Annotated in this window: 25 protein-coding genes; 14 read left to right on the top strand and 11 right to left on the bottom strand. The window is 61.2% G+C overall.

The genetic code is table 11. The features are described from left to right. Positions 1-86 precede the first annotated feature (86 nt). From AC2A1F_RS10825 to AC2A1F_RS10815, 3 genes are read right to left on the bottom strand one after another with little or no spacing between them, the layout of a single operon-like run. The gene (locus tag AC2A1F_RS10825; protein ID WP_484208758.1) at positions 87-1,148 is read right to left on the bottom strand and encodes a homocysteine S-methyltransferase family protein; all 1,062 of its coding nucleotides are present in this window, start codon (positions 1,146-1,148) and stop codon (positions 87-89) included. Continuing rightward, the gene (gene metF, locus AC2A1F_RS10820; protein ID WP_484208757.1) at positions 1,145-2,101 is read right to left on the bottom strand and encodes a methylenetetrahydrofolate reductase [NAD(P)H]; all 957 of its coding nucleotides are present in this window, start codon (positions 2,099-2,101) and stop codon (positions 1,145-1,147) included. The genes AC2A1F_RS10825 and metF overlap by 4 nt, the downstream gene beginning before the upstream one ends. Beyond that, positions 2,098-3,138 (bottom strand): ArsR/SmtB family transcription factor, encoded by a 1,041-nt coding sequence (locus AC2A1F_RS10815; RefSeq protein WP_484208756.1) that lies wholly within the window; start codon positions 3,136-3,138, stop codon positions 2,098-2,100. Before AC2A1F_RS10815 ends, metF begins: the two co-directional genes overlap by 4 nt. A gap of 206 nt (positions 3,139-3,344) precedes the next feature. Between AC2A1F_RS10815 and AC2A1F_RS10810 the strand changes: the two genes are divergently transcribed. Both AC2A1F_RS10810 and AC2A1F_RS10805 read left to right on the top strand, forming a co-directional pair. After that, the gene (locus AC2A1F_RS10810; protein ID WP_484208755.1) at positions 3,345-3,641 is read left to right on the top strand and encodes a hypothetical protein; all 297 of its coding nucleotides are present in this window, start codon (positions 3,345-3,347) and stop codon (positions 3,639-3,641) included. 22 nt (positions 3,642-3,663) lie between these two features. Further along, positions 3,664-3,882, top strand: a complete 219-nt coding sequence (locus AC2A1F_RS10805) for a hypothetical protein (protein WP_484208754.1) — start codon at positions 3,664-3,666, stop codon at positions 3,880-3,882. On the opposite strand, the gene AC2A1F_RS10800 is transcribed toward AC2A1F_RS10805, so the two are convergent. The 3 genes from AC2A1F_RS10800 to AC2A1F_RS10790 form a co-directional block, all read right to left on the bottom strand. Then, positions 3,852-4,130: a ribbon-helix-helix domain-containing protein gene (locus tag AC2A1F_RS10800; RefSeq protein WP_484208753.1), complete on the bottom strand. Its 279-nt coding sequence runs from the start codon at positions 4,128-4,130 to the stop codon at positions 3,852-3,854. The two genes, AC2A1F_RS10805 and AC2A1F_RS10800, sit on opposite strands and share 31 nt — an antisense overlap. A gap of 164 nt (positions 4,131-4,294) precedes the next feature. Beyond that, a complete protein-coding gene (gene phbB, locus AC2A1F_RS10795) occupies positions 4,295-5,017 on the bottom strand; it encodes an acetoacetyl-CoA reductase (protein ID WP_484208752.1) in 723 nt (240 codons plus the stop codon). A gap of 190 nt (positions 5,018-5,207) precedes the next feature. Beyond that, complete coding sequence (locus AC2A1F_RS10790; protein WP_484208751.1) at positions 5,208-6,041, bottom strand: hypothetical protein; 834 nt, start codon at positions 6,039-6,041, stop codon at positions 5,208-5,210. Between the two features lie 600 nt (positions 6,042-6,641). On the opposite strand from AC2A1F_RS10790, the gene AC2A1F_RS10785 reads away from it, so the two are divergent. The 6 genes from AC2A1F_RS10785 to AC2A1F_RS10760 all read left to right on the top strand — a co-directional run bounded on the left by AC2A1F_RS10785 (position 6,642) and on the right by AC2A1F_RS10760 (position 12,774). After that, positions 6,642-7,049, top strand: a complete 408-nt coding sequence (locus AC2A1F_RS10785; RefSeq protein ID WP_484209027.1) for a DUF3576 domain-containing protein — start codon at positions 6,642-6,644, stop codon at positions 7,047-7,049. Between the two features lie 49 nt (positions 7,050-7,098). Continuing rightward, positions 7,099-9,636, top strand: coding sequence for a leucine--tRNA ligase (leuS, locus tag AC2A1F_RS10780; RefSeq protein ID WP_484208750.1), 2,538 nt, complete (start codon positions 7,099-7,101; stop codon positions 9,634-9,636). A 58-nt stretch (positions 9,637-9,694) separates the two neighbouring features. Further along, on the top strand, positions 9,695-10,126 hold the full coding sequence (lptE, locus tag AC2A1F_RS10775; RefSeq protein ID WP_484209026.1) for an LPS assembly lipoprotein LptE: 432 nt from the start codon (positions 9,695-9,697) through the stop codon (positions 10,124-10,126). A gap of 20 nt (positions 10,127-10,146) precedes the next feature. Continuing rightward, positions 10,147-11,181, top strand: a complete 1,035-nt coding sequence (gene holA / locus AC2A1F_RS10770) for a DNA polymerase III subunit delta (protein WP_484208749.1) — start codon at positions 10,147-10,149, stop codon at positions 11,179-11,181. 188 nt (positions 11,182-11,369) lie between these two features. Beyond that, positions 11,370-11,873, top strand: a complete 504-nt coding sequence (locus tag AC2A1F_RS10765; protein ID WP_484208748.1) for a hypothetical protein — start codon at positions 11,370-11,372, stop codon at positions 11,871-11,873. Further along, on the top strand, positions 11,785-12,774 hold the full coding sequence (locus AC2A1F_RS10760) for a sugar transferase (protein WP_484208747.1): 990 nt from the start codon (positions 11,785-11,787) through the stop codon (positions 12,772-12,774). Before AC2A1F_RS10765 ends, AC2A1F_RS10760 begins: the two co-directional genes overlap by 89 nt. Before the next feature lie 101 nt (positions 12,775-12,875). Here the strand turns inward: AC2A1F_RS10760 and AC2A1F_RS10755 are convergent, their stop codons facing one another. Further along, entirely contained in the window at positions 12,876-13,808 is a 933-nt protein-coding gene (locus tag AC2A1F_RS10755; RefSeq protein ID WP_484208746.1) for a PDZ domain-containing protein, read from the bottom strand. Positions 13,809-13,864: 56 nt separating this feature from the next. Between AC2A1F_RS10755 and AC2A1F_RS10750 the strand changes: the two genes are divergently transcribed. Together AC2A1F_RS10750 and AC2A1F_RS10745 are read left to right on the top strand one after the other, a co-directional pair. Beyond that, complete coding sequence (locus AC2A1F_RS10750) at positions 13,865-14,311, top strand: glucuronosyltransferase (protein ID WP_484208745.1); 447 nt, start codon at positions 13,865-13,867, stop codon at positions 14,309-14,311. Continuing rightward, positions 14,308-14,796, top strand: a complete 489-nt coding sequence (locus AC2A1F_RS10745) for a glycosyltransferase (protein ID WP_484208744.1) — start codon at positions 14,308-14,310, stop codon at positions 14,794-14,796. Before AC2A1F_RS10750 ends, AC2A1F_RS10745 begins: the two co-directional genes overlap by 4 nt. Here AC2A1F_RS10745 and AC2A1F_RS10740 read toward each other — a convergent pair. Then, entirely contained in the window at positions 14,752-15,399 is a 648-nt protein-coding gene (locus AC2A1F_RS10740; RefSeq protein ID WP_484208743.1) for a hypothetical protein, read from the bottom strand. The genes AC2A1F_RS10745 and AC2A1F_RS10740 overlap by 45 nt on opposite strands. A gap of 350 nt (positions 15,400-15,749) precedes the next feature. On the opposite strand from AC2A1F_RS10740, the gene AC2A1F_RS10735 reads away from it, so the two are divergent. Next, positions 15,750-16,466, top strand: coding sequence for a polysaccharide biosynthesis/export family protein (locus AC2A1F_RS10735; protein ID WP_484208742.1), 717 nt, complete (start codon positions 15,750-15,752; stop codon positions 16,464-16,466). Between the two features lie 79 nt (positions 16,467-16,545). Further along, positions 16,546-18,741, top strand: coding sequence for a GumC family protein (locus AC2A1F_RS10730; protein WP_484208741.1), 2,196 nt, complete (start codon positions 16,546-16,548; stop codon positions 18,739-18,741). 239 nt (positions 18,742-18,980) lie between these two features. Here AC2A1F_RS10730 and AC2A1F_RS10725 read toward each other — a convergent pair whose 3' ends face one another. Next, on the bottom strand, positions 18,981-20,279 hold the full coding sequence (locus tag AC2A1F_RS10725; RefSeq protein ID WP_484208740.1) for a lipopolysaccharide biosynthesis protein: 1,299 nt from the start codon (positions 20,277-20,279) through the stop codon (positions 18,981-18,983). Positions 20,280-20,449: 170 nt separating this feature from the next. Between AC2A1F_RS10725 and AC2A1F_RS10720 the strand changes: the two genes are divergently transcribed. Both AC2A1F_RS10720 and AC2A1F_RS10715 read left to right on the top strand, forming a co-directional pair. After that, complete coding sequence (locus AC2A1F_RS10720) at positions 20,450-21,352, top strand: glycosyltransferase family 2 protein (RefSeq protein WP_484208739.1); 903 nt, start codon at positions 20,450-20,452, stop codon at positions 21,350-21,352. 214 nt (positions 21,353-21,566) lie between these two features. Continuing rightward, a complete protein-coding gene (locus tag AC2A1F_RS10715) occupies positions 21,567-22,481 on the top strand; it encodes an acyltransferase family protein (RefSeq protein WP_484208738.1) in 915 nt (304 codons plus the stop codon). Positions 22,482-22,507: 26 nt separating this feature from the next. Here AC2A1F_RS10715 and AC2A1F_RS10710 read toward each other — a convergent pair whose 3' ends face one another. Beyond that, entirely contained in the window at positions 22,508-23,509 is a 1,002-nt protein-coding gene (locus AC2A1F_RS10710) for a glycosyltransferase family 2 protein (protein ID WP_484208737.1), read from the bottom strand. Positions 23,510-23,525: 16 nt separating this feature from the next. Further along, on the bottom strand, positions 23,526-24,026 hold the full coding sequence (locus AC2A1F_RS10705) for an acyltransferase (RefSeq protein WP_484208736.1): 501 nt from the start codon (positions 24,024-24,026) through the stop codon (positions 23,526-23,528). Between the last annotated feature and the right edge of the window lie 102 nt (positions 24,027-24,128).

Below are 24,128 nucleotides of genomic sequence, written 5' to 3'. Positions count from 1 at the left end.
TGTCCGTTCGTGTCGAGCGAAGTCGAGACACGTTGGTGCGCCCGTGTCTCGACTTCGCTCGACACGAACGGGAGAGGTGGATGCCGTCACGCAGCCATGATGAACGGTTCGAGGCCTGCCAAGCACGTGACTGTTTCGGGCACAGCCATCTTGCGGGCGGGCAAGCCCTGCACCGCCTGCGCCATCGCGGCGATGTGTGCGGGTGTGGAGCCGCAGCAGCCGCCGAGGATGTTGACCTGTCCATGGTCGGCCCATTCCTTGACGAGCCCCGCTGTGGTGGCGGGCATTTCGTCGTACTCGCCCAGTTCATTGGGCAGGCCGGCGTTGGGATAGACCATGATCAGCGTGTCGGCGATTTCGGACAGCGTCTTTACATGCGGGCGCAATTGGGTGGCACCGAACGAGCAGTTGAGGCCGATGGTGAGCGGCTTGGCATGGCGGATGGCATACCAGAACGCTTCGACCGTGTGGCCAGAAAGGTTGCGGCCCGAAAGGTCGGTCAGCGTCATCGACATCATGATCGGGATTTCTCGGCCGAGTTCCTTTTCGACCTGACGGACCGACATGACGCCTGCCTTGGCGTTCAGCGTATCGAACACGGTTTCAATCAGGATGAAGTCTGCGCCGCCTTCGACCAGCGCCCGGACCTGCTCGGCATAGACATCGACCAAGTGATCCCAATCGATTTCGCGATAGCCGGGGTCGTTGACGTCCGGCGAAAGCGAGAGAGTCTTGTTGGTCGGGCCGATGGCCCCGGCGACGAAGCGGGGGCGACCATCCTTGGCGGTGAATTCGTCAGCGACGCGGCGAGCAAGTTGCGCCGATTGCACGTTGATTTCGCGCACGAGGTGTTCGGCGGCGTAATCGGCCTGGCTGATGCGGTTCGCGCTGAAGGTATTGGTTTCGGCGATGTCCGCCCCGGCATTGAAATAGGCGCGGTGGATCGACTCAGGCACTTCGGGCTTGGTCAGCGCGAGGATATCGTTGTTGCCCTTCTGATCCTTGGCCAGGCCCAGCGTTCCGGCATAGTCGGCTTCGGTCAGCTTGAAGTTCTGGATCTCGGTGCCGAATGCACCATCGGTGATGAGGATGCGCTGGTTTGCCTGTTCAAGGAAGGCGGCGCGGGCAGTTGATGGGGTAAGACTCACGCGGCTTTCTCCAGCGCAGGACGGGTCGGGCGAAGGCCAAGGAGGTGGCAGATCGCGTACGACAGCTCGGCGCGGTTGAGGGTGTAGAAGTGGAAATCGCGTACGCCACCCGCATAGAGGCGGCGGCAGAATTCGGCGGCGATGGTGGCGGCGACGAGCTGGCGCGAACCGGGGTGCGTATCGAGCCCTTCGAACAGGCCGTCCATCCACGCCGGGATCGCAGCGCCACAGGCGGCGGCGAATTTGCGGGTTTGCGCCACGTTCGACACGGGCAGGATGCCGGGGAGGACCGGGGCATCAATGCCAGCAGCGGCGAGCTTGTCGCGGAAGCGGAAGAAGGTTTCGGGTTCGAAGAAGAACTGGCTGATGGCGCGGGTGGCCCCGGCATCAAGCTTGCGCTTCAGGTTGTCGATATCGGCGTGTTGGCTGGGCGAATCGGGGTGCGATTCGGGGTAGGCCGCCACCGAGATTTCGAACGGGGCGATGGTCTTCAGCCCTGCGACCAGTTCGGCAGCGTTGGCATAGCCTTCCGGGTGCGGGGTGAAGGGAACGCCGGGAGCGCCCATGTCTCCGCGTAGGGCGACGATGTGGCGCACGCCTGCTTCCCAGTAGCTTTCGGCCACTTCGCGGATTTCGGCCTTGGTGGCATCGACGCAGGTCAGGTGCGCGGCAGCGGGAAGCTTGGCGTCCTTGATAATGCGGGCAACGGTGCCGTGGGTGCGATCGCGGGTGGAGCCGCCCGCGCCATAAGTCACCGATACGAAGTGCGGCGCGAACGGGGCGAGCGTTTCCACCACGTCCCACAGCTGCACCATCAAGGCATCAGTCTTGGGCGGGAAGAATTCGAACGACACGTTGATATCGCCCGGAAGCCCTGCAAATAGCGGGGTATCGAGCGCGGTGCGGGCTTCGCGTAACTGATCGTAGCTGGTTTTGATGGGGCTGGCGTTCATTGTGATTTCCGGTTCTGGCGCGGTTCAAGCGTGGTCACATTGTCTTCAGTCACAGTGGTTTCGCGCCGGGTAGCGGTCCACAGCTTGACGACGAGTTCGTGGCCCGCCAGCGCGCGGGTCTGCTGCGGGATAAATCCTGAATCGCGCAGCATGGCTTCGATCTGGGCATCAGAGAAGCCAAGGCGTGCGTGGGCGTGAGTCTGGCGCAGGTCTTCGCGGTCATGCGCGGCGAAATCGACGATGGCGATGTGACCGCCCGGAGCGGTGACGCGGGCCGCGCCGGCCAGCACGGCCTCTGGCGCTTGCGCATAATGCAGCACCTGATGGAACAGGACGGTATCGAAACTGCGCGCGGGGAACGGCAATTGCGCAAAATCGCCTTGCGCCAATTCCACGCTTTCCGCGGGCAAGTGTTGCAGGCGCGCACGTGCGATGCGCAGCATGTCCGGGCTTTTGTCAAAGGCGACAACATGTGCGGCATGGGGGGCCAGCAGTTCGGCGATGCGCCCGGTGCCGGTGCCGACATCAAGCAAGCGGCCCAATTGGGCTTCTTCAGAACGCCCCGCATTGCCCGCAAGGCCAAGCAGCATTTCGGTGAGCGCGGCCTCGACCGGGCCATCGGCGATGTGGAGCGAACGCAACTCGTCCCACTCTTCGGCATGGCGGGAAAACCATTCGAGTGCGTGGGTCTGACGGGCAGCGCGGATCGCATCCAAGTGCTGGCGATCTTCTGCACAACGGCGGGCAAACGACGTATCTTGCAGTTCGGCGACATCGAGCAGGCGGGCGATGGCGGCGGTCAGCGGATTGTCAGAGCTTTCGGCAAGGCCACTGCGCAGGAACACCCACGCGCCTTCCTTGCGCCGTTCGGCAAGACCCGAATCGCACAGGATCTTGATATGGCGGGAAACGCGCGGCTGGCTTTGCCCCAGCACTTGCGCAACTTCGCCAACCGCCAGTTCCATGCTGGCGAGCAGGCGCAAAATGCGCAGGCGCGTTGGATCATCAAGCGCGCGAATGGCGTCGTGAATGGCCATGAACAAGGGATATAAAGAAATCTTTATACGTGTCAACGGATATAAGGATCGCTTTATATAGACTGTTAGCAACACATACTAATGGCAAGGCATCGGCATGTTGCGTTTGCCTTGGCCGCGCCGCGCCATTAGAACGCAGACACTTGCCGGTCCAGCCAGCCTGCACCGGATCGGCCCTGCCCGTGGGCCACAGGAAAGGTGATTTGATGAAGAAGTACCCAAGTCTGGCAATCGTCGCTGCCGCTGCCCTTGCCCTTTCAGCCTGCGGCAAATCGGATGACGCTTCTGAAGCGGCGCAGGAAGATACTGTCGAAATGCCCGCCGATGAACTTCCAGCCATGGAACCTTCGGCAGCAGCGCCTGCCCCGGCCCCGGTGGTGGATGCTTCTGCTGCGGCCGATGCCGAAGCCAATGCCGTGCTGGATACTGCCAATAACGCGGCCGCTGTTGCCGCCGCCGCTCAAGCTGCTGCCGAAGAGGGCGAAGCGGCACCAGCGCAGTAAATATGGAAAAGGCACGGGCCACATGACTGCCAAACGCACTCTGCACATCTCGCTATTGGCGGCGATGTTGGCGGCATTCGCAAGCTGTGGCCCAGCCGAAGACAAGACCCCCGGCGGCGTTTCGCCGGATGAGGCCAAGGCGCTGGATGCTGCGGCCGAAATGCTGGACAAGCGGCCATTGCCGGACCTGCCCGAGGCTACGGTTCCGGCTCAGGACGTGCCAGTGCCGGTGGCGTCTTGACGCGCGTGACCATCGGCAAGGTTTCGTGGTGATACCAGCCAGATGCGAATGGCTCCAGCAAGGCCGGGCGGCGTGGCGCTGACAATCCGTTCCGCATCAATCCGCGCAACAAGCGCATTGACCGGCACACCTTCTGCCGCTGCCGCCGCTCGAAGCATTTCCCAGAACAAGGGTTCAAGGCTGATCGAGGTCTTGTGACCTGCGATTTCTACCGAACGCTTGACGGGTGGATGATAGGGCGTGGGCAAAGATCCTCCCTGTTTTTACGGAGCACAAACGGGGAGGTGGCAGACGCCGGAGGCGGCTGACGGAGGGGTTTACCGTTCAGAAGCCCCTCCACTACCCCGGAACACGTTCGGGATGGTCCCCCTCCCCGTTTGCACTTAGTGAAAACAGGGAGGCTCCTTGTTCATCAATACATATGCTGGCCGCCGTTGAGCGACATGGTTGAGCCCGTCACAAAGCCACCATCTTCTGCGGTCAGAAATGCCACGCCCCGCGCAATTTCATTGGCCTGACCAAGACGGCCAACCGGGATCTTGGCCACGATCTTTTCCAGCACAGCAGGCGGGACGGCAGCGACCATATCGGTATCGATATAGCCCGGCGCGATGGCGTTGACGGTGACGCCATATTTTGCGCCTTCTTGCGCCAAGGCCTTGGTAAAGCCGTGGATACCTGATTTGGCGGCGGCATAGTTGACCTGACCATACTGGCCCGCTTGGCCATTAATCGAACCGATGTTCACGATGCGGCCCCAGCCACGTTCGCGCATGCCGGGGAAAGTGGCCTTGGCCATGTTGAAGCATCCGCCCAGATTGATGCGCATGACCTCGTTCCAATCATCGAAGCTCATCTTGTGGAGCACGCCATCACGGGTGATTCCGGCGTTGTTCACGACAATATCGATGTCGCCCACTTCGGCGGCAATCCGCGCACAGCCATCGATCGTGGCCTGATGATCGCCCACATCGAAGCGGTAGGCAGGGATCCCGGTTGCTGCGGTAAAGGCCTGCGCCTTTTGCTCATTCCCAGCATAATTGGCGACCACGGTGCGCCCGTGCGCTTTGAGCGCCAAACATATGGCTTCACCAATGCCGCGCGTACCACCGGTGACAACTGCAACTCGCGCCATTCACAACCTCCCAAGTTTCCACTTGTCGTTACGGTAGGTTGGTGAATGGGATGCGACAAGTTACGAAATGCGCAAATGCTGCGGTCGCAGCATCGAATTGCTGCAAAGCAACGCGCAGCAACACAACGTGGCAATCAAAATTTATCGAAAAAAAGGAAGAGTCAGAGTGCAGCCTATATTGCTGCAACAATCAGAACCGGAACTGGGTTCCGACATAGACGGCCTGATTGTCCTGCTTGCCATCAGTCAGCGGCAGCAAGCGATCGCGTTCAGGGGAATAACGCACACCAGCGGTCACGTTCAGGTTGCGCGTCAGACGGTAGCTGCCGCCGAGATCAACCTGATAATCGCCCTGACCTTCGAGCGTATGCGGCGCACGACCTGCCTGATCGCGGCCTTCAGCCTCAATCCGGGGGGCAAAGCGGCTGGGCTTTGAAGCGGGTGTCACAACCTTGAACTTGGCAAGATCAGGCATGGCGATCCGGGGAATGTTGCCAAGGCTGGAACTGCCGGTTGCTGAAATCAACGAAGGCGCCGCAGGCGAGGCGAAGCTGGCATAACCGCGCGCCATGCCAAGGTTGAACGCCATCGGCGCGATCCGCACCGAAGAAGCCGCAGCAGGCGCAGCGCCCTCAGTCACACCCTGGCGGACCGAGAACGCACGCGAACCGAGCGAATCGACACGCACGGCGACCGTGACAGAACGATTCGGACGGCTGTCCGAACCTGCAGGAGTGAAACGGAACAGTTTGCCGCTTTTCAGCGCCCGCACCGTAATCTGTGAGGCCAGCCGCTCATCCACCGAAGCGGGAGTGAACGAACCAATACCGCCGCGTGCGGCAAGGCTCACAGGCGCGGCATCAAAGCCGCTTGAAAATGCAGAAGTTACAGTAGGCGCAGCGAGCAGGCCACCGCCCATGGCAGCACCCAGAACGAGCGAGTTGCGCAGGGCCGCGTTCCAGGCAGCAGGCAGGCGAAGGCGCTTTGCACCCTTTGCCGCCGAATTTTTGCCCTTGCCGAACATCGCTTTACCCTATGACCCTAACCCTGGTTCCTGCCCTTTACCGGACCGCTCGCGCGGAACTGGTGCAGACAGGTCTTATATCGCTGCTTTGGTTGCGATCACATGAACTCCGAACTGGGGATTCATGCAAGCGCTTTATCTAATACGGCACTACGCACGAACGCGGCAGGTTTCCAGCCTGCTGGCACTACTTTTTGCACTTTTTCGGACTCTTGCCGCTGGGGTGTGGCGCATTCTCCACAGAATCCGGCATAACAAAGTCCGGCATGGGCGCTTTTCTTTCCGGTGTGCACCTCCCAACCCTTGGCGCCACATGTGCCAATTTCAAATTCATCGAGGGCAAAATTCAGCGCTGGTTCAGTTGGACACCGGCCTTTGTCCCTGTGCGCTGGCGGCCTGCGTTCATCGTGCTTGCCGCAGGGCGCGCGCCGGTGATAGAGGCTCTGTTCGATAACGCGCGCTCACACGCGCGCAAACCTGCGGCAATGCCCCGTGCCGGGCACGTGCCAAGCCAAGGACTGTTTAGTAGTGACCAAGACGACCACTGCCCCTGCCATCAATGCCCGGCACCAAACCCGCAAGATGATCCTTCGGGGTATCATGATCGGCGCGATGGCCGTTCTGGCCACTGGCTGCGGCAAGAAGGAGCGCCCCAAGGCCGATCTGGCGGCAAGCCAGGTCACTACCATCGGGGTCAACGCCTATCTGTGGCGTGCCACGCTGGACGCACTGTCGTTCATGCCGCTGCTGCAGACTGACAGCAACGGCGGCGTGATCGTGACCGATTGGTACACCAATCCGAAAAACCCCGTTGAGCGGGTGAAGGTTACCGTCTCGATCGTCGATCAGGATCTGCGCGCCGATGCGCTGCGCGTGGCGGCCAGCCGCCAGACGTCGCAAGGCGGGCAGTGGGTGGATGCACCGGTGCAGGCCGCCACCGTGCAGAAGCTGGAAGACATTATCCTGACCAAGGCCCGCGATCTGCGCCGCGCTTCTGTTACGGGCTGATTGCAGGCGAATCTTGCGCGAGTGATGCGCGCTGCCTAGAGGAGCGCGCATGACCGAGAACACCGCTACTCCCGAGCGCTTTGACCCTGCAACTGCTGACACTCGCTGGCAGCACGTGTGGGATGAACAACAATCGTTCCGCGCTGATGATGCCAGCACGAAGCCCCGCAGCTATGTGCTTGAGATGTTCCCCTATCCCTCTGGGCGCATCCACATCGGCCACGTGCGTAACTACACGATGGGCGATGTGCTGGCGCGCTATAAGCGGATGCGCGGGTTTGAAGTGCTGCATCCGATGGGCTGGGACGCCTTCGGCATGCCGGCCGAAAACGCGGCGATGGAAAAGGGTGTCCACCCCGGCGGCTGGACGCGCGACAATATCGCCAACATGAAAGCACAGCTGAAGCGGCTGGGCTTCGCGCTCGACTGGAGCCGCGAAATCGCCACGTGCGAGCCGGAATACTACGGCCACGAACAGGCGCTGTTCCTTGATCTTTACGCTGGCGGTCTGGTCTATCGCAAGGAATCGACGGTCAACTGGGACCCGGTCGATCACACGGTACTGGCCAACGAGCAAGTGATCGACGGGCGCGGCTGGCGGTCTGGCGCGCTGGTGGAGAAGCGCAAGCTGAACCAGTGGTTCCTGAAGATCACCGACTTTGCCGACGAACTGCTCGAAGGCCTCTCCACGCTCGACAAGTGGCCCGAGAAGGTCCGCACGATGCAGGAAAACTGGATCGGCAAGAGCCAGGGCCTACAGTTCGGCTTCACGCTTTCGACCGGCGAAAGGCTTGAAGTTTACACCACCCGGCCCGACACCATCTTTGGCGCGAGCTTTGTGGCCGTGGCGGCGGACCATCCGGTCGCTCAAGCGCTTGCCGCAAATTCCGCGGAGGCGCAGGACTTCATTGCACTGTGCAAGAAGGGCGGCACAACCGCCGCCGAACTGGAAACGGCGGAGAAGCTGGGCTTCGACACCGGCATCACCGCCAAGCACCCGTTCACCGGCGCGGACCTGCCGGTCTACATCGCCAACTTTGTGCTGATGGAATATGGCACCGGCGCGATCATGGCCGTGCCGGGGCATGACCAGCGCGACTTTGATTTCGCCACCAAGTATAGCTTGCCGATCCTGCGCGTGGTGGCCGCCGATCCGGCCGATGCTGACAAGCCTTTTGCTGGTGATGCCGAGGCAGGGGACGGCGTGCTGGTCAACTCGGGCTTCCTGAACGACATGAGCGTGGCCGACGCCAAGTTCGCCGTCATTGCCCGCGCGCAAGGCGAAGGCTGGGGCGAAGGCAAGACGGTGTGGCGTCTGCGCGACTGGGGCGTGAGCCGCCAGCGCTATTGGGGCACGCCAATCCCGTTCATCCACTGCGAGGTGTGCGGTGTGGTGCCGGTGCCCAAGAAGCACTTGCCGGTGACTCTGCCCGAGGACGTGACGTTTGATGTGCCCGGAAATCCGCTCGACCGGCACCCGACGTGGAAGCATGTTGATTGCCCGCAATGCGGCCACCCCGCCCGGCGCGAGACCGATACGCTCGACACATTCGTTGATTCGTCTTGGTACTTCCTGCGCTTTGCCAGCCAGCCCGAAGACCGCCCGTTCGACCCGGAAGCGATCAAGCGCTGGTTGCCGGTGGAGCAGTACATCGGCGGGATCGAGCATGCGATCCTGCACTTGCTCTACGCGCGGTTCTGGACGCGTGCGCTGGCCCGCATCGGCAAGATCGAGGTGACCGAGCCGTTCGGCAGCCTGTTTACGCAAGGCATGGTCACGCACGAGACTTATGAGCGGAAGAACCTCGAAAACGGCCAGCCCGTCTTCTTCTCGCCCTTTGAAGTGGAGCGCACCAGCGAAGGCGCGACGCTGAAGGCCGATGGCGCGCCAGTTGACGTTGGCCGCGTCATCAAGATGTCCAAGTCCAAGAAGAACGTGGTGGACCCGGACGAAATCGTCGCCAAGTACGGGGCTGACGCGATCCGCTGGTTCATGCTTTCGGACTCTCCGCCCGAGCGCGACCTGCCTTGGTCCGAAGCCGGGATCGAGGGCTGTGCACGCTTCGTGCAACGCCTGTGGCGCTTGTTCGGGCAGTATGATGCCAACGCGACCGGCGAAGACAAGCCGCTTGACCGCAAAGCGCACCAGACCGTTGAACTGGTGGCGTCGGACATCGAAGCGCTGGGCTTCAACAAGGCCGTGGCGCGAATCTACGAACTGACCGGTGCGATTGAAAAGGCCGCGCCTTCGGCCAGCCGTTCCGCCGCAATTCAAAAGGTGCTGCTGCTGGTCGCGCCGATGATGCCGCACTTGGCCGAAGAGACCTATGCGCGATTTGGCACAGGCCTCGTTGCCGATGCCGCCTGGCCCGAAGTGGACCCGGCGCTGCTGGTGGATGATGAAGTGACCGTCGCCATTCAGGTCAAAGGCAAGCTGCGCGATACGCTGACCGTAGCCAAGGGCACGCCCAAGGAAGAGCTTGAGCGCCTTGCCCTTGCGTCCGAGAAAGTGCAGCGTGCGCTGGAAGGGGCGGAGATCAAGAAGGTGATTGTTGTGCCCGACCGTCTGGTGAATCTTGTTGCCTAAGCGCTTGGCTTTGCTGGGCGCGCCGCTGCTGCTGGTGGCAGGATGCGGGTTGCAGCCGATGTATGCGGGCGGGGGCAACGGTGCGGTTGCGCGCGCGCTTTCCGATGTGGCGATTTCACCGATAGAGGGGCAATCCGGCTGGCTGGTGCGCAATGCTCTGGCTGACCGGCTGGGCGCTGGCGCGAAAAGCGAAGGCACGCGCTACCGGCTCGATATACGTCTGGATGACAAGGTCGAAGGGCTCGGCCAGCTTTCCAACGACACGATTACGCGCGAACGCCGGACGTTGCGCGCGCGCTATCAACTGGTCGATCAGCAAAGCGGCGAAGTGCTGCTCGATGCCACGGCCGGATCCGATGCCGGGTTTGATGTGGTCAACAGCGAATATGCGGTTATCGCCGCTGAACAAACCGCGCTCGAGAATATCTCGCAGGAGGTGGCCGATCAAATCGTCACCCGGGTGTCGGTGCGTCTGAGCCAGCCGCGCTAAGGGCCTGTGGTGAAGCGCCCGTGAAAGTTACCCAAAAGACATTTGCATCTAGCGCTGCGCGGGCCGCAAAAGACTGCCGCATCTTCTATTTCTGCGGGCCGGATGAATCCGGGGCGAGTGATGCGGCGGCCAAAATCGCCAATCTGATTACCACGGCCTTAGGCGTGGCGGAGAAGGTCGATCTGACCGGTGCCGAGCTGAAACGCGATCCGGTACGACTGGCGGACGAAGCGCGGTCAGTTTCTCTGTTTGGCGACAAGCGAATCATCCACGTACGCGTCACCGGCGATGATGCGCATGACGCGGTGGAAGCTTTGCTGGAAAGTCCCGTCGGCGGCTGGCCGGTCATCATCGTGGCCACATCCGCTACTGACAAATCGCGGATAGCCAAGCTGCTGGATAGTCGTGCCGATGCCATGATCGGCATGTTCCATCCGCCCGATCTGAAGGCCATTGCCGGCAATGTGCGGCAGGTGGCTGATGCGATGGGCGTGCGTATGAGCGATGAGCTTGCCGAACGCGTCGCCCGATCCGCCTCGCTCGACACACGTCTTGCGCGTTCGGAAATCGAAAAGCTGGCGCTCTATCTGGATGCCAGCCCGCAAAGCCCGTGTACGGCCACTGCGGCAGCACTGGACGCTGTTTGTGCAACGCACGAAGATGATGGCATGATGCCGCTGGTCAACGCCGTCCTTGGCGGAGAAACCCGGCGCATCCCGGCCGAGTTATCCCGCATGCGCGAACAGGGCATCAACCCGGTTGGCCTCGTCCTCGCCCTGGAACGTCGCGCGGCGCAACTTGTCCAGCTATCTGCCCGCATGGGGGAACGGGGCAACGTCAACACCTTCATGCAGCAGGAAAGTGATGCACGGCGGGTCTTCTTCCGTGATCGCGCCGATCTGACCCAGCAACTGACACGCTGGCGCGGTGCGCGGCTGGTGCGGCTTTGCGAACGACTCGTCATGCTGCACCGCAACCTGATTTCCGACAGCCGGAATGGTGAACTTGTTTTGGCACAGGGCCTTGCGGAGATAGCGCGTGCCGGGGCGCGATAGACTGTGGCCGATTTCCGCCATGCGGTGTGCCGAACGTCACTTTGCCACCAAAATGGACTTGCTATAGTAATAGCGCTAGGTATTTTACCGCAGTGCAACAAGAGCTGATCGTTCAGCACTGGTACGCGCTTGGAACTGCCTGTTGATTCTGTACAGGCCGATCCCGGCATGAGGGGCAGCAATTCGCAATGACGAAGCACATTCCGGCAAGCGAAATGCGCGAGTCAAAAGAACGCAAACGCGTTACCCTGCCACTTGCCCCTTCGCTTGAGCAACGGCGGCTGCAACTCTACATCGCCTTGCTGCTGTTCGATGCCATTGCCATCTTTGCAGGCACGGGCACGGCAAGCTGGCTATACCTCGGCAACTTTTTGGAATCTGACTCGCTGCTCCATGCACAAGTCATGGTGCCGCTTTACTGGACGCTGGCGCTCAGCTTGCAGGTCTATACGCTAACTTCACTGCGCCGAATCAATTTTGCGCGCCGCCGCGCGCTGATGTCGATGCTGGGGGCAGAAGCGGCTTTGCTGTTTGTCGGCTTTGCCACCAAGAGCACCGAAGAATTTTCGCGCGTGTCGGCTATACTTGGCCTTTTTTTTCAGCATGTTCCTGCTGGTCTGGCTGCGTTCGCTGGTCCGCCCGCTGATCCAGGCGCGCTGTGGCGAGGCTGCAACCAATACGCTGCTGATTGACGATAGCGGCCCTCCCTTACGCGTCGCCCATGCCTTTCACATTGATGCGCGCGAACATCACCTTGCACCCGATTTGGGCGATCCGCACATGATGGACCGGCTTGGGCTTTACATGCTCAACATGGATCGCGTGCTTGTCAGCTGCCCTCCTGATCGGCGTGCGGCCTGGGCGCTCGTGTTCAAAAGCGCAAACGTGTCGGGTGAAATCGTCGATCCTGAAGTGCGCACGCTGGGCGTGATCGGCGCGCGGCGCGACAAGGACTACAGCGCCCTGATCGTGGCCAGCGGCCCGCTTGGCCTGCGGGCACGCGCGGTGAAGCGGGCATTCGACTGCGCGGTTGCAGGCAGTGCCGTGATCGCCCTCGCGCCGCTGCTGCTGCTCGTGGCCGTGCTGATCAAGCTGGAAGATGGTGGCCCGGTGTTCTTCGTGCAGAAGCGCACGGGGCGCGGCAACCGGTTCTTCCCCATCCTGAAGTTCCGTTCGATGCGGGTGGAAAAGCTGGACGCTACCGGCAACCGTTCGGCCAGCAAGGACGATGACCGCATCACCCGGATCGGGCGTTTCATTCGCCGCACCAGCATCGATGAACTGCCGCAACTGTTCAATGTTCTGCGCGGCGAAATGTCGATCGTGGGGCCTCGCCCGCACGCCATCGGATCACTGGCCGGGCAGAAACTGTTCTGGGAAGTCGACCACCGCTATTGGTTGCGCCACTCGCTCAAGCCCGGACTGACGGGGCTGGCCCAAGTGCGCGGCCTGCGCGGTGCGACCGATACGGAAAACGATTTGGCCCATCGCCTTCAGGCCGATCTGGAATACCTTGATGGCTGGACGATCTGGCGCGATCTGCACATTATCTTCAACACCGCCCGCGTCCTTGTGCACGACCGCGCGTTTTGATTGCCCAGCCCATATTGGTGCCTGTTGCCGACATGTCGCAGATCACTCCATCAGCCATAGCGGTGTGCGGACCTGATCAAGTGCGCTTACTGCCCGGGGCCTTACTGCACAGGATTGGGCGTTGGCGGGCAGGCCAGCGAGGGTATCTCATTGGTCAGCCGCTCCAGCCGCTTGCCAAAAGAGCGATGCGTCGGCGCCCGCAGGAAGCCGAGCCAGTCACGCGTCTTGAGCCGATCGAACAGCATCACACCGCGCGCAGCATCGTAGCGGGCACAATGCAGCAGCTGCAATCCCAGGGAATCCGCCGCGTCCTCCATGCGGCGGCGCTTGCCGATCCCGCCGCCCTTGCGATCTCCATGAATGATGTGCGCCAGTTCGTGCGCGGCAGCCATGGCCAGTTCGTCATCGCTCTGCGCAAGGGTTACCAGCCCTGTGGAAACCGATACGTTGCGAGTGTCGCTATGGGCATTGACGCTGCTGTCGGTCTCCAGCACCAGCCGTGCCGCGCAGTGCCAGACCGGGGTGATCAGGATATCGGTCTCGATGCCCCCGCGCCGTACGGTAAGGGCAATTGCCTGATCGGGCGCGGCCACGGCGATCTGTTCGAGCATGGCCTCGGCAACAAGCGGGCCGGGGTTGCGGCGGGCGACAATGGAAGCAACCGGAACCCCCGCAATCGCCACGATCTCGTCACCGGGCAAAAGCCCGCTGCGGGCCGCAGGTCCATCGGGAGCGACCGAGGCCACCACCGGCCATTCCCCCATGCCCAGCGTCTGCGCCAGCAGCGGCCAATCCTTTTTCGCATAGGCTCGCCGGTCATCAATCGCGATGCCAATATCGGCCGCGCTCTGGCGGCACAGGCCATCAGCCGCCTGGCGCAGCCGCCATTCAACCTGCTGCACCCGCGCCATGTCTTGCCGCAAGCGCACGCTCCATGGCATGTCCTGCGCTTTGGCAGGAACGGCCGAGGGCCCGAATGCGAGCCCGATGCTGGCCATCGCTACGATCAACCGATGCGGAACAATCACGATCATGCTGGCCCCATGCTACTGATTGACCGGGCCTTCAAGGGCCGCAAATGGAGTTTGCAATGACAAAAGTACTCGCTGCCGCTTCGGCCGGGGGGCATTGGGAGCAAATGATGCTGCTGCGCCCGACATTGGAACAGTTCGATGTGCATTTCGCCACAACGCACCCCGACCTGCCGCGCCGGGCCGGAATTGCTGCGGCCACCATCTTGCCCGATTGCAATCAGGACCAGCCGCTCAATTCTCTGCGCTGCCTGTTTGCAGCCTTTGCGCTGGTGCTGCGCCAGCGGCCCGACGTGGTCATTTCCACCGGCGCTGCACCCGGATTTTTCTGCGTGCTGGCCGGACGGCTGACAGGCGCGCGCACGCTGTGGATCGATAGCGTGGCCAATGCGGAAAAGCTTTCGATGTGCGGGCGTCTCTCGCGCATCATTTCAACCCGGTGCATCACCCAGTGGGAGCATCTGGCTGATAACGGCCGGCCGGGCTACGCGGGGAACCTGCTGTGATTCTGGTAACCGTCGGCATGCAGCTGGGCTTTGACCGGCTGATCCGGGCAATCGATGAACTGGCGCCCGATCTGCCGATGCCGGTTGTGGCCCAAACCGGCAAGGGCACGTATCTGGCCCGGAACATCAAGACGCTGGAAAGCATCTCTCCCAGCGAATTTGACGGTATGATCAAGCAGACCAACCTGTTGGTGGCCCACGCCGGCATTGGCACAGTGTTGACCGCGCAGCGCTTCAACAAGCCGTTGGTGCTTTTCCCGCGCCGCGCCAGCTTTGGCGAACATCGCAACGATCATCAGCTGGCAACCGTCGGACAGCTTGATGGCAGGCCTGGCATCATCGTGGCGCGCGAAGAGAGCGAACTGCGCGATGCCATCACGCGTGGTCTGGCCATGGAGTTGGGCAGCGTGGCCGATGAAACCGCCGCGCGCCGTTCGCGGTTAACGTCGGCGGTCGATCAGTTTATCCGCACTGGCGTGATCTGAATGCTGCGTGCGCCGCATCTTTGCCGCAACCTTGCCCAGTTCAGCCGGGTATCGCCACGCGAAGGCAAACACGGCGACAGTGGCACCCATGTCCACCACCCAGTTCAGTTTCGGTCCGCGATAAAGCAGCATGTCGAGCGCGTGCAGCGACACCATCCTAATCGCAATGAGCACGACCATTACGCAACAGGCGGCCGCAGCCAAGAGCACTTCGCGCGAAAGGCCGCGGCGGGCCAGCACCCCGGATTGCTGCACCCGCCATGCACCGAAGATCACGCCCAGCGCCAGGGCAACAATGATGGCACTTGCTGCAACAGACTGAAACTCGCGCCGCGCATCATAAACCCGTTCGTCCTGCAGTTCACCGCGCAAGGCCGTGCGAAGCCCTTCCTCGATGCCCAGCAAACGAGAAAGCGCACACAAGGCGAACAGGGCTGCGGCAAACAACCAGATGCGGCCATGCCACTGCGGCATCATACGGACCATCGCAGGCCTGCGCGTGGCTGCCCATGCGCGCAATGCCAAGGCAGCCGTCCCGCCATAGAACAGCACAGCCACCATGCTGATGGCGCCCGGCAGATGCAGTCCAGACTGTGGCAACATGTTTCTTCAAAACTCCGGTCAAGACCACAGGCTTCAACCGAAGCTCCGGTTCCGCCCGAGGACAAACGATCACCCGCCATATGCCGCAACAGGCACGCCTGGCGGCAAAAAGTTCGCTATCACAAACAGCGGCATGGTGCAGCGCACAATGCACGGTGCGAAATGTCCTTGCGTTGGCCGTTGCGGTATCAATCCGGCTGCTCCCTGTCCAGAAAGGACAGTCCTGTTCAAGGGCCTGTTCAAAAGGCGGACAGGTGCCGAGACTTGCGCTTCTGTGGGCTGGGCGGTATGCGGATATTACTTAATTTCCAAAAGTTTTGTCTGAACAGTTTCTCAGGGTAAATGCCGGCATGACAACACCAAAGGTTCGCTGCACCGCAAAACTTGCCCTGTCCACCGGCCTTGCCGTAGTGCTTGCCGGGTGCAGCGCAGGCCCCGGCCCGCGGGTTGGCCTCGTGGATCAGACGTCGTCTGCAGCATTGGGCCAGCAAGACTATACCGCAATCGAATCGAGCACCTACATGCTGCGCCCGTCCGATGTCGTGTCGGTCACGGTATTCCTTGAACCCGATCTTTCCATCGCAAGCGTCCCGGTGGGCGCAGATGGCAACCTGTCGCTGCCGATGATCGGTTCGATCAAGGTTGATGGGATGACCACCCGCGAACTGGAAAAGACAGTCACCGAGCGGCTTATCAAGGCGGATATTCGTGAACCGCGCGTATCGGCCAATGTCATGCAGTTCGGCTCGCACCTTGTCACGGTCGAAGGTTCGGTTGAAAAACCCGGCATGTATCCGTTCAAGCCAGGCACGCGGCTTTCTGGCGCAATTGCCTTGGCCGCTGGCCTGAAGCGTGAGGCCAAGCTGAGCGAAGTGGCCGTGTTCCGCCAGACCGGACGTGGTATGGCCGTGGCCAAGTTCGATTACGGCGCCGTCCGATCGGGCACCATGCTCGATCCGGTTTTGCTGCCAAGTGACAGGATCGTGGTCGGCACTTCGGGCCTTTCGCTGTTCTGGCAGGACCTGCTCAAGACGCTGCCAGCCTTCGCGCTGTTTACCAACCTGTAATGGCCTGATCGGGTGGGGTTGACCTTTGGTGGCCCCGCCTAACCGACTGCACGCTGATTTCTAGAAGGTTTCTCCCGGAATGAACAACGCCACTTACAGTCGATCGCCCGCAGAGCAGGCCCTGCTTGACGATGGCGAGACCGGCGGATCGTTCAGCAATCTGCTGAACATGACCATGATCCGGGGCATTCTTTACCGGCAGCGCTTCATGCTGCTCGGCATTGTCGGCCTTGCCATGGTCGGCGCGCTGGTTGTCACCCTGCTCACGCGGCCAATCTACAGCGCTTCTGCAACCGTGCAGATTGAACCCTATGCGGCCTATATCTTCGAAGGGCAGAACATTTCGCCTGATGTCCCGGTCAACGAGATTGACCGTTTCATGAAGACGCAGGCCACAGTCATCACCAGCCGCCGCATCGCCTATCAGGTGGTTGATGCCCGCAAACTGGCTGATCGTGAAGATTTCCTCGGTGAACTGGCCACCCAGCGTCCCGAAGGCATGAACGACAAGCAATGGCAGAACGCCCGGCGCGAAGCTGCCGCGGCCATGGTTTCCAGTGGAACGCAGGTAACCATTCCGATCGAAAACCGGGTCATCACCATCAGCTATTCCTCGCCCAGCCCCACCATTGCGGCCGAACTGGCCAATGCCGTGACCGATGTCTTCGTGCAGGAAGATCTGCGCCGCAGCCTTGAAACGAATGAATATGCGCAAACCTACCTGAAGGATGAAATCACCAAACTTCAGACCCGGCTGCAGCAGGCAGAAGAAGCAACCAATTCCTATGCCCGCCAGAACGGCATCGTGGCGCAGGCACCAGTGGTATCGCAAGCGACCGAAGGTCAGGACAGCATTGCCCAGACCGTGACCGTCGCCACACTGGCCAGCGTAAACGAAACCTACACCGCAGCGCGCGCCAAGCGGATCGCCGCCGAACAGCGCTGGAACGCCATCGCCAATATGCCCGCCACCCAGCTGCCCGAAGTGCAGCAGAACAATGCCATCCAGACGATGGTGTCAGAGCGTTCGAAGGCAATCACCGAAGTCTCGCAGCTGCGGCAGCGGTATGGCGATACCTATCCCCGCCTGCGCGAACTCAATGCACAGGTGACTTCGCTGACCTCACAGATCACTCGCGCCTCGGCTGACGTGAAGAACGCCATTCGCGATGAATTCGTGATTGCGCAGCGGCAGGAACAAGCCCTTGAAGGCGAACTTTCAAAGGTTTCGGGCAAAACGCTGGAAGAGCAGGACCGCCGCGTCCGCTTCAACATGCTTGACCGAGAAGCGTCTGCCCTTCGCACACAGGTCGCGTCGCTGCTGACCCGCTATAACGAGATTTCCGCTGCGGCGAATCTCAAGTCCGGCAGCAGCACCAAGCTGGATCTGGCGCAGGTTCCCGATGGCCCTGTGTCTCCCAGCCTGCCCAAGAACATGCTGATCGGCCTGTTCCTTGGTGGCGCGCTCGCTCTGGCTGTCGCGATCCTGCGTGAAGCCTTCGACGATCGCCTGCGCACGACCGAAGACGTTGAGCGCAAGCTCGGTCTGCCGCTGCTGGGCTACACGCCCGACATTTCGGATCGCAATATTGCCGATGAAGTGTCCGATCCGTTCAGCGTGCTGATGGAGGCTTACTCGTCAATCCGAACGTCGATAGACTTTGCTGTACCGGGCAAGAACCGCGTACTGCAGATCACCAGCAGCGAGCCGTCGGAAGGCAAATCGCTCACCGCTGCGACCATTGCCCGCAAGTATGCGCAGCTTGGCCGCAAGACGCTGCTGATCGACGCTGACTTGCGCAAGCCATCGCTGTTTGCCCTGTTCGGCCAGACCCGCCCGAAGGTGGGCTTTGTCGAAGTGCTGCTGGGCGATGTCCGGTTTGAAGACGCCTTGATCAAGGGCACGCCTGAAAACCTTGATGTGATCCCGGTGGCCCAGTCAAAGGTGAACCCGGTCGAACTGCTCTCCTCGCAGGTGCTGATCGATTTCGTCGAGAAGTACCGGCAGGAATATTCCCTGATCATCTTCGACTCGGTCCCCGTCATGGGCTTGGCGGACGCACCGCTGCTGTCGCGTATTGCCGATGCCACGGTATTCATCGTCGAAGCCAACCGCGCCCACTATGGCCAAGCCAAGACCGCAATCCGCCGTCTGTTGGGCGCAGGCGCCAAGATCGCAGGCGTCGTTCTGACCAAGTATCGCGCGGCAGATGCCGGCATGTCCTACGATTACCACTACCAGTACTACGCTTATGGTGAGCGTCCGAAGGACTGATCATCAGGCCAACTGGTCCGAAACAGGAAAGCCCGCGTAGACCATATGGTTTGCGCGGGCTTTTTGGTGGTTGAAGATGACCGGTGCAGCGAAGCAGGTTCAATCGCGGAACACTTAACTGTGCCAATCCCAGAACCTCTCTGAGGCCGGTTTCCACCGTTCCTCACCCCGTCCCTGCTCCCAGACAGCGCGCAGCGACATGCCCGACGAGGTAGCTGCCAGTCTCGTCGTTTTCGTCATCAGGCAGCATGCGGTTGTCGTTCCATGGCACGGATGAAGGCTCGGTTGGCCAGCAGCAGTGCACCTGCGCGGCCCAGAATGGCCAGCGTGATCGCCATGGCTGCGCCGGTCAGATCGTAAAGCGGGATCAGAATCAGGAAGAGCCCGATCGTCACCACTGTCACGCCAATCTCGATCCGCATGGCAATATGTTCGCGGTGCGCCATGTCGAGCACGGTGCCGATCGGACCGACCGTCACCGCGATGAACTGGCCAATCCCCAGAATGACCAAAGCGGGCGCGCCGCGCACAAATCCCGGGCCAAACAAGCCGAGCAGCCACTCCGGGAAAACCATGATCAACACCAGCAGCGGCAGGCACAACGCGCCGCCTATCAGCCCGGTCTTGCGCGCAACGCCCAGCATCTCGCGGTACTGTCTGTCGGCATAGCGCGCAGCAATGTGGCTGCCGACCATTTGATCAAACGAATTGCGCACCAGCGTGAACAGCAGCCCAAACTGCACCGCCACGCGATAGACACCTGCTTCTGCCGGGCCATGCCAAGTGCCAAGCGTGACGACCGCGATCCAGTCACAGAAATAGGCCGCAAGGTAGATCACCATGATGCGCAAGCCGGATTTCAGCGAAAGAGACTGCTCGCCCACAGGCCAGCCGCTGGTCAGTTTGTGGATGCGCGTCAGGCCAAACAGCATGACCAGCACGCACGATCCAGCATAGACAATTTCCGGGGCAAGCAATGGCAGATCGCCACGCCACAGCCACAACCCGCCCAGCGTCAGCAGCGTCAACCCGGTGTAGGAAATCCCGTCAAGCGATTGGGAAAGCAGCACATTGCCGGTGGCGCGAATCGAAGCGGAAATGGTGCGCACCATCGCGATCGACGGCACGGCAATCGCCATGATCATCACCGGCACCAGCAATTCGGGCTGACCCATCAACAGGTGCGTCATCGGCCAGGCAAGTAATGCCATGGCAAGACCGATGCCCGCCCCCAGCATGGCCACGACCCGCAACGCTCGCACAATGGCGGCGCGCGCCATGCCCAGATCACCCTTGCGCCACGCAACTGCCACAGATCGCAGCACCACGGTATCAAGGCCGATGTTCGATGCGACCGCGAGCAACGTCGCTGTGGCCAAGGCTATCTGGTACACCCCAACGCCTTGCGCCCCCATTGCCCGCGAAATCAGCAGGTTAAGGCCGAAGCTAGCCACCGCGCCGGTGCCCTTCAGGCCAAGGCCGATCAGCAGGTCCAGGGCAATGCCGCGCTGCATCAGCGCCTTGATCCTGTCTCGCATCGTGATGGCCCGGTTCCCTTTACCCCGGTGACGCTGGGAGCTGCGCCACTGCGCTGCGGGTCTTACACATATGCTGCGCTGCAACCAAGCCTGTTGCGGGCAAATCCTGCACCGGCTAAGCCATTCAGGCCAAAGTGTTTGGTCAGCTTTCAAACGTGCGGGACAGGTTCATGACAGCAACGCAGCACGCCTACTCCGTGGTCATTCCCGCGCACAACGAAGCTGCTGTAATCGAGCGCTGCCTGCGTGCGCTGCTGGACGATCCGCAAGGTCCGGGTGAGATCATCGTGGCCTGCAACGGCTGCACGGACGATACCGCCGCCATCGCGCGCCGCATTGCACCTGCGGCAACCGTGCTGGAGATTGCCAGGGGATCAAAGATTCTGGCGCTGAATCAAGGGAATGCCGCAGCTGTGGCGACGCCGCGATTCTTTGTTGATGCCGATATCGTGGTTTCGGGAAAGGCGCTGCGGGCGGTGGCGGAACAGCTGGACGATGCCACGCAAATCCGCGCTGCCGCGCCGGCGTTACATGTTGATTTAGCGGGATGTTCTGGGCCGGTGCGGTCTTATTACAAGGTGTGGATGCAGCAGCCCTATGTGCTGGTGGGGATGGTGGGATCGGGCATTTTTGGTTTATCTGCCAAAGGCTTAGCCGAAGTTGGGACCTTCCCCGACATCATCGCCGACGATCTTTACGTCCGCACCCGCTTTGCGCCCGAGCAGCGGTTGCGGGTGGAGCGGGATGGGGCGGGGGATGCGGTGCGGTTTACGGTGTTTCCGCCGCGCGATTTGCCGACGCTGATCCGCATCGAGGGGCGGCGGCGGGCCGGAGATATGCAACTGGATCAATCACATGCGACCGACCATTCGAAGCGCACGACGACTGGCGGGACGCTGCTGAGCGCGTTGGGCAAGGGCAATATCGGGGGCAATATCGGGGGCAGGGTCGGGCTGATTGACCTTGCCTGGTACATCGTGATCAAGACCATTGGCCGGATCAGCGCGCGCAAAAAGCTGAAGGCCGACAAGCCCATCGCATGGGCGCGCGATGACAGTTCGCGGCAGGTCTAGCCGCGCGTCAGACACGCCCAGGTGCAGTTAGGTGCTTCTAGGTGCATCTAGGTGCACTTCAGAAAACAGCACGCAGAGGCGCATTTTAGCCGCTCTTACCGCGCGGCATGCTGCAGGGCTTTCAGACCACGCTTGCGGCAGTGCAACATGCTTTTCCTTCTCTTTGCTCCAGAATGAAGTATGTCTGCGTCGATCGATCCGGGAGACAACGACGGTGGCAGAGCGGCAATCCAGTCTGGAAGTTTTGCGCTTGGCCAGTGCCGCTGGCATCGTGTGGTTCCACGCGGCGGTAACGGGTTCCCAAATCGGCTACATCGGCCTGACGGTGTTCCTGATTCTGACGCCGATGTTTGAGCTTGGCCCGAATGCCAACCGGATCACGCCATGGGCACAGCATGCGAAGCGGTTGCTGATACCGTTCGCGTTCTGGTCAATCGTCTATCTTCTGGCCAATATCGTCAAAGGCAAGCCGCCGATCAACACGGACCACGGTTTGCTGCTGGGCGTTCTGGCAGGCCCTTCGATCCATTTGTGGTATCTACCGTTCATGGCGATGGCGCTGGCGCTGACCAATGCGCTGAAGGTGACGCTGAAACCGCGGGCCATTTTGTGGAGCGCCACCGCCGTGCTTGGCCCGCTTCTGGCGCTGCATCATTTCACCAAGGACGCGGTGGTTGCGGCAGGCCCGCCTTTGCCGCAGTGGTTTCATGCCCTTACCCCGCTGGTGCTGGGGATCATTTTCGGCGCATCTTTCCGGGCAAAACGCATTTATCGAATACCGGCCGAGCTGATCCTGCTTGCAGCAATGCTGTGGTGGCAGGAAATGAGCGTCGTGCAATTCATGGCAGGAGGGCTGCTGGTGGAAGCGGCCAGCATGATCCGGTGGAGCAATCAGACGGTCAACCGGCTGGCAAGCGCCATGATGGGGGTCTACCTCGTCCATCCTTTGGCACTGACGGTATTCAGGCCGGTAGAGCCCTATTCGCAAGCGGCTTTTGTGCTGGGCGCATTTGGCGCGAGTATGATCGGCGTGATGATTGCAGCGCGACTGGCTCCATCGCTATCGGCAAGGCTGCTGGGAACGCCAGTTCCGAAGGGGCAACAGAGCCTGACTGACCAACCCACCTGATCGGCAGGGCTGCCCGGCAATCGCGTCTATTTCGTGGCTATGCGCTGCGCTGGCCCGTTGCGCCATTCATCGCGGCGGCGCCAGGCGTTGGTCCATTGCTCTGCAGCCTCGCCATGGCGTGAAGAAATGCGTGCCGCGATGCGATAAACGAACGAGCGCCAACCAGCCCAGAACAGCGTCATGAACCTGCCATACCACTTCAGCCCGCGTGGGAAGTAACGGTTGATCATGCCAACGCGGCTGCCAAGGATATATACGATCTTGTTGGCGAAAACCTTTGTGCTGCGGCCACCGAAATGCACGATCGTCGCTTCGGGCGTCATCCGGGGCTGCGCACCGCTTAGGCGCGCACGTGCGCAAAGATCTGCTTCTTCGCCGTACATGAAGAAGGCCCGGTCAAACCCGCCGAGTTCATCCCAGAACGCTTTTTCGATCAGGAAGAACGATCCCTGAACAATATCCACGTCACGTTCGGTTGCGCGGTCCCAGCCGCCGTAGCCTTCAGGGTTGAATATGGCGCTGCTCTTCGCTGCCTTGGCAAGACCCGTTGCCATGCAGGTCACGCTCCACGGTGTAATCCGGCCCCAACATGATGTTGGATTGAGCGTGCGGTCCTCGAACAAGGTCCGTCCGCCCCAGATCTTCGCCTCGGGACGCCGTTGTGCAAACGCCACCAGCCGGTCGATGGCTGAATCGAGCACGAGCGTATCGGTGTTCAGCAGCAGAACATAACGCCCCCGCGCACGCTCTACCGAAATGTTGGTAGCAATGGCAAAACCGTGATTGATGTTCTCTGCCATCAGGACAACTTGCGGGAATTCGGCGGCAATCGCCTCGGCCGAGCCATCGTGCGAGCCATTATCGACCACGATGACTTCGAACGGCACTTGGCGGGTTTGCGCATAGACGGTGCGCAAGCACTCCAGCGTCATTTCGCGGGTGTTCCAGTTGACCAGCATGATCGAAACCAGCGGCGGTTCGCCGGGTTTGGCGTTGGTGATGGTCGGATCGATGGTTGCGTCGCTCATGGGTGCGGCCTGCTGTTCAATTCTTGCCGAGGAACTTGTCGGGCAAGGCTCCGGCGTCTGGATCGGTAGCGCGGAGCGTCCGCTCCTTGTCATCGGCATCAAGAAACCGGCCATAGCGACCGACTTCGATTTCCGAGCGGATCACCTTGGCCGGATTGCCTGCGACGATGGAGTTTGGCGGCACATCGCGGGTCACGATGCTGCCCGCGCCGATCACGCAATTGTCGCCGATGGTTACGCCCGGCAGGATCATGCTGCGCCCGCCGATGAAGCAGTTTCGGCCTATGCGCGTATGCAGATAGAGGCCGCGCGTCCGGTCATGGGTAAGGATGCGAGATTCGAAGGCGAGATAGGTATATTCGCCGACATGGACGCCCTTAGGGAAAGTCATATCGAGCGTGGCAGAAAGCGACATCTGCACGGTAGGGTGGATGTCCATGCCAAAGACACGCGTGAAGAAGCGCCGCCGTAGCGAGACCAGAAAGTTCCGCAGTCCCGAAAGTTTGTTCAGGCTCATTCACGCCTCTCAAAAGTTGGCAATCCGCGTTGTGCCAACAGCGGGATCGGGGCCTTGACTGACTGCAACATGGCGTTTTGACAGTCGGGGGCGAAATGCCAA

The sequence above is a fragment of the Novosphingobium sp. HNCC26BN242 genome, from assembly GCF_057180525.1.
Note: the sequence above shows the minus strand (reverse complement) of the source record. Positions and strands in the feature narration are given on the sequence as shown.

Coding starts and splice junctions, on each gene's coding strand:
- AC2A1F_RS10730 (WP_484208741.1), top strand. CDS start 16,546: ATGAACAACGCCACTTACAGTCGATCGCCCGCAGAGCAGGCCCTGCTT.
- AC2A1F_RS10790 (WP_484208751.1), bottom strand. CDS start 6,041: ATGTTCGGCAAGGGCAAAAATTCGGCGGCAAAGGGTGCAAAGCGCCTT.
- AC2A1F_RS10815 (WP_484208756.1), bottom strand. CDS start 3,138: ATGGCCATTCACGACGCCATTCGCGCGCTTGATGATCCAACGCGCCTG.
- AC2A1F_RS10755 (WP_484208746.1), bottom strand. CDS start 13,808: ATGATCGTGATTGTTCCGCATCGGTTGATCGTAGCGATGGCCAGCATC.
- AC2A1F_RS10810 (WP_484208755.1), top strand. CDS start 3,345: ATGAAGAAGTACCCAAGTCTGGCAATCGTCGCTGCCGCTGCCCTTGCC.
- metF (WP_484208757.1), bottom strand. CDS start 2,101: ATGAACGCCAGCCCCATCAAAACCAGCTACGATCAGTTACGCGAAGCC.
- AC2A1F_RS10760 (WP_484208747.1), top strand. CDS start 11,785: ATGTTCCTGCTGGTCTGGCTGCGTTCGCTGGTCCGCCCGCTGATCCAG.
- AC2A1F_RS10785 (WP_484209027.1), top strand. CDS start 6,642: ATGATCGGCGCGATGGCCGTTCTGGCCACTGGCTGCGGCAAGAAGGAG.
- AC2A1F_RS10710 (WP_484208737.1), bottom strand. CDS start 23,509: ATGAGCGACGCAACCATCGATCCGACCATCACCAACGCCAAACCCGGC.
- AC2A1F_RS10765 (WP_484208748.1), top strand. CDS start 11,370: ATGACGAAGCACATTCCGGCAAGCGAAATGCGCGAGTCAAAAGAACGC.
- AC2A1F_RS10735 (WP_484208742.1), top strand. CDS start 15,750: ATGACAACACCAAAGGTTCGCTGCACCGCAAAACTTGCCCTGTCCACC.
- AC2A1F_RS10750 (WP_484208745.1), top strand. CDS start 13,865: ATGACAAAAGTACTCGCTGCCGCTTCGGCCGGGGGGCATTGGGAGCAA.
- AC2A1F_RS10720 (WP_484208739.1), top strand. CDS start 20,450: ATGACAGCAACGCAGCACGCCTACTCCGTGGTCATTCCCGCGCACAAC.
- lptE (WP_484209026.1), top strand. CDS start 9,695: ATGTATGCGGGCGGGGGCAACGGTGCGGTTGCGCGCGCGCTTTCCGAT.
- phbB (WP_484208752.1), bottom strand. CDS start 5,017: ATGGCGCGAGTTGCAGTTGTCACCGGTGGTACGCGCGGCATTGGTGAA.
- leuS (WP_484208750.1), top strand. CDS start 7,099: ATGACCGAGAACACCGCTACTCCCGAGCGCTTTGACCCTGCAACTGCT.
- AC2A1F_RS10805 (WP_484208754.1), top strand. CDS start 3,664: ATGACTGCCAAACGCACTCTGCACATCTCGCTATTGGCGGCGATGTTG.
- AC2A1F_RS10705 (WP_484208736.1), bottom strand. CDS start 24,026: ATGAGCCTGAACAAACTTTCGGGACTGCGGAACTTTCTGGTCTCGCTA.
- AC2A1F_RS10725 (WP_484208740.1), bottom strand. CDS start 20,279: ATGCGAGACAGGATCAAGGCGCTGATGCAGCGCGGCATTGCCCTGGAC.
- AC2A1F_RS10740 (WP_484208743.1), bottom strand. CDS start 15,399: ATGTTGCCACAGTCTGGACTGCATCTGCCGGGCGCCATCAGCATGGTG.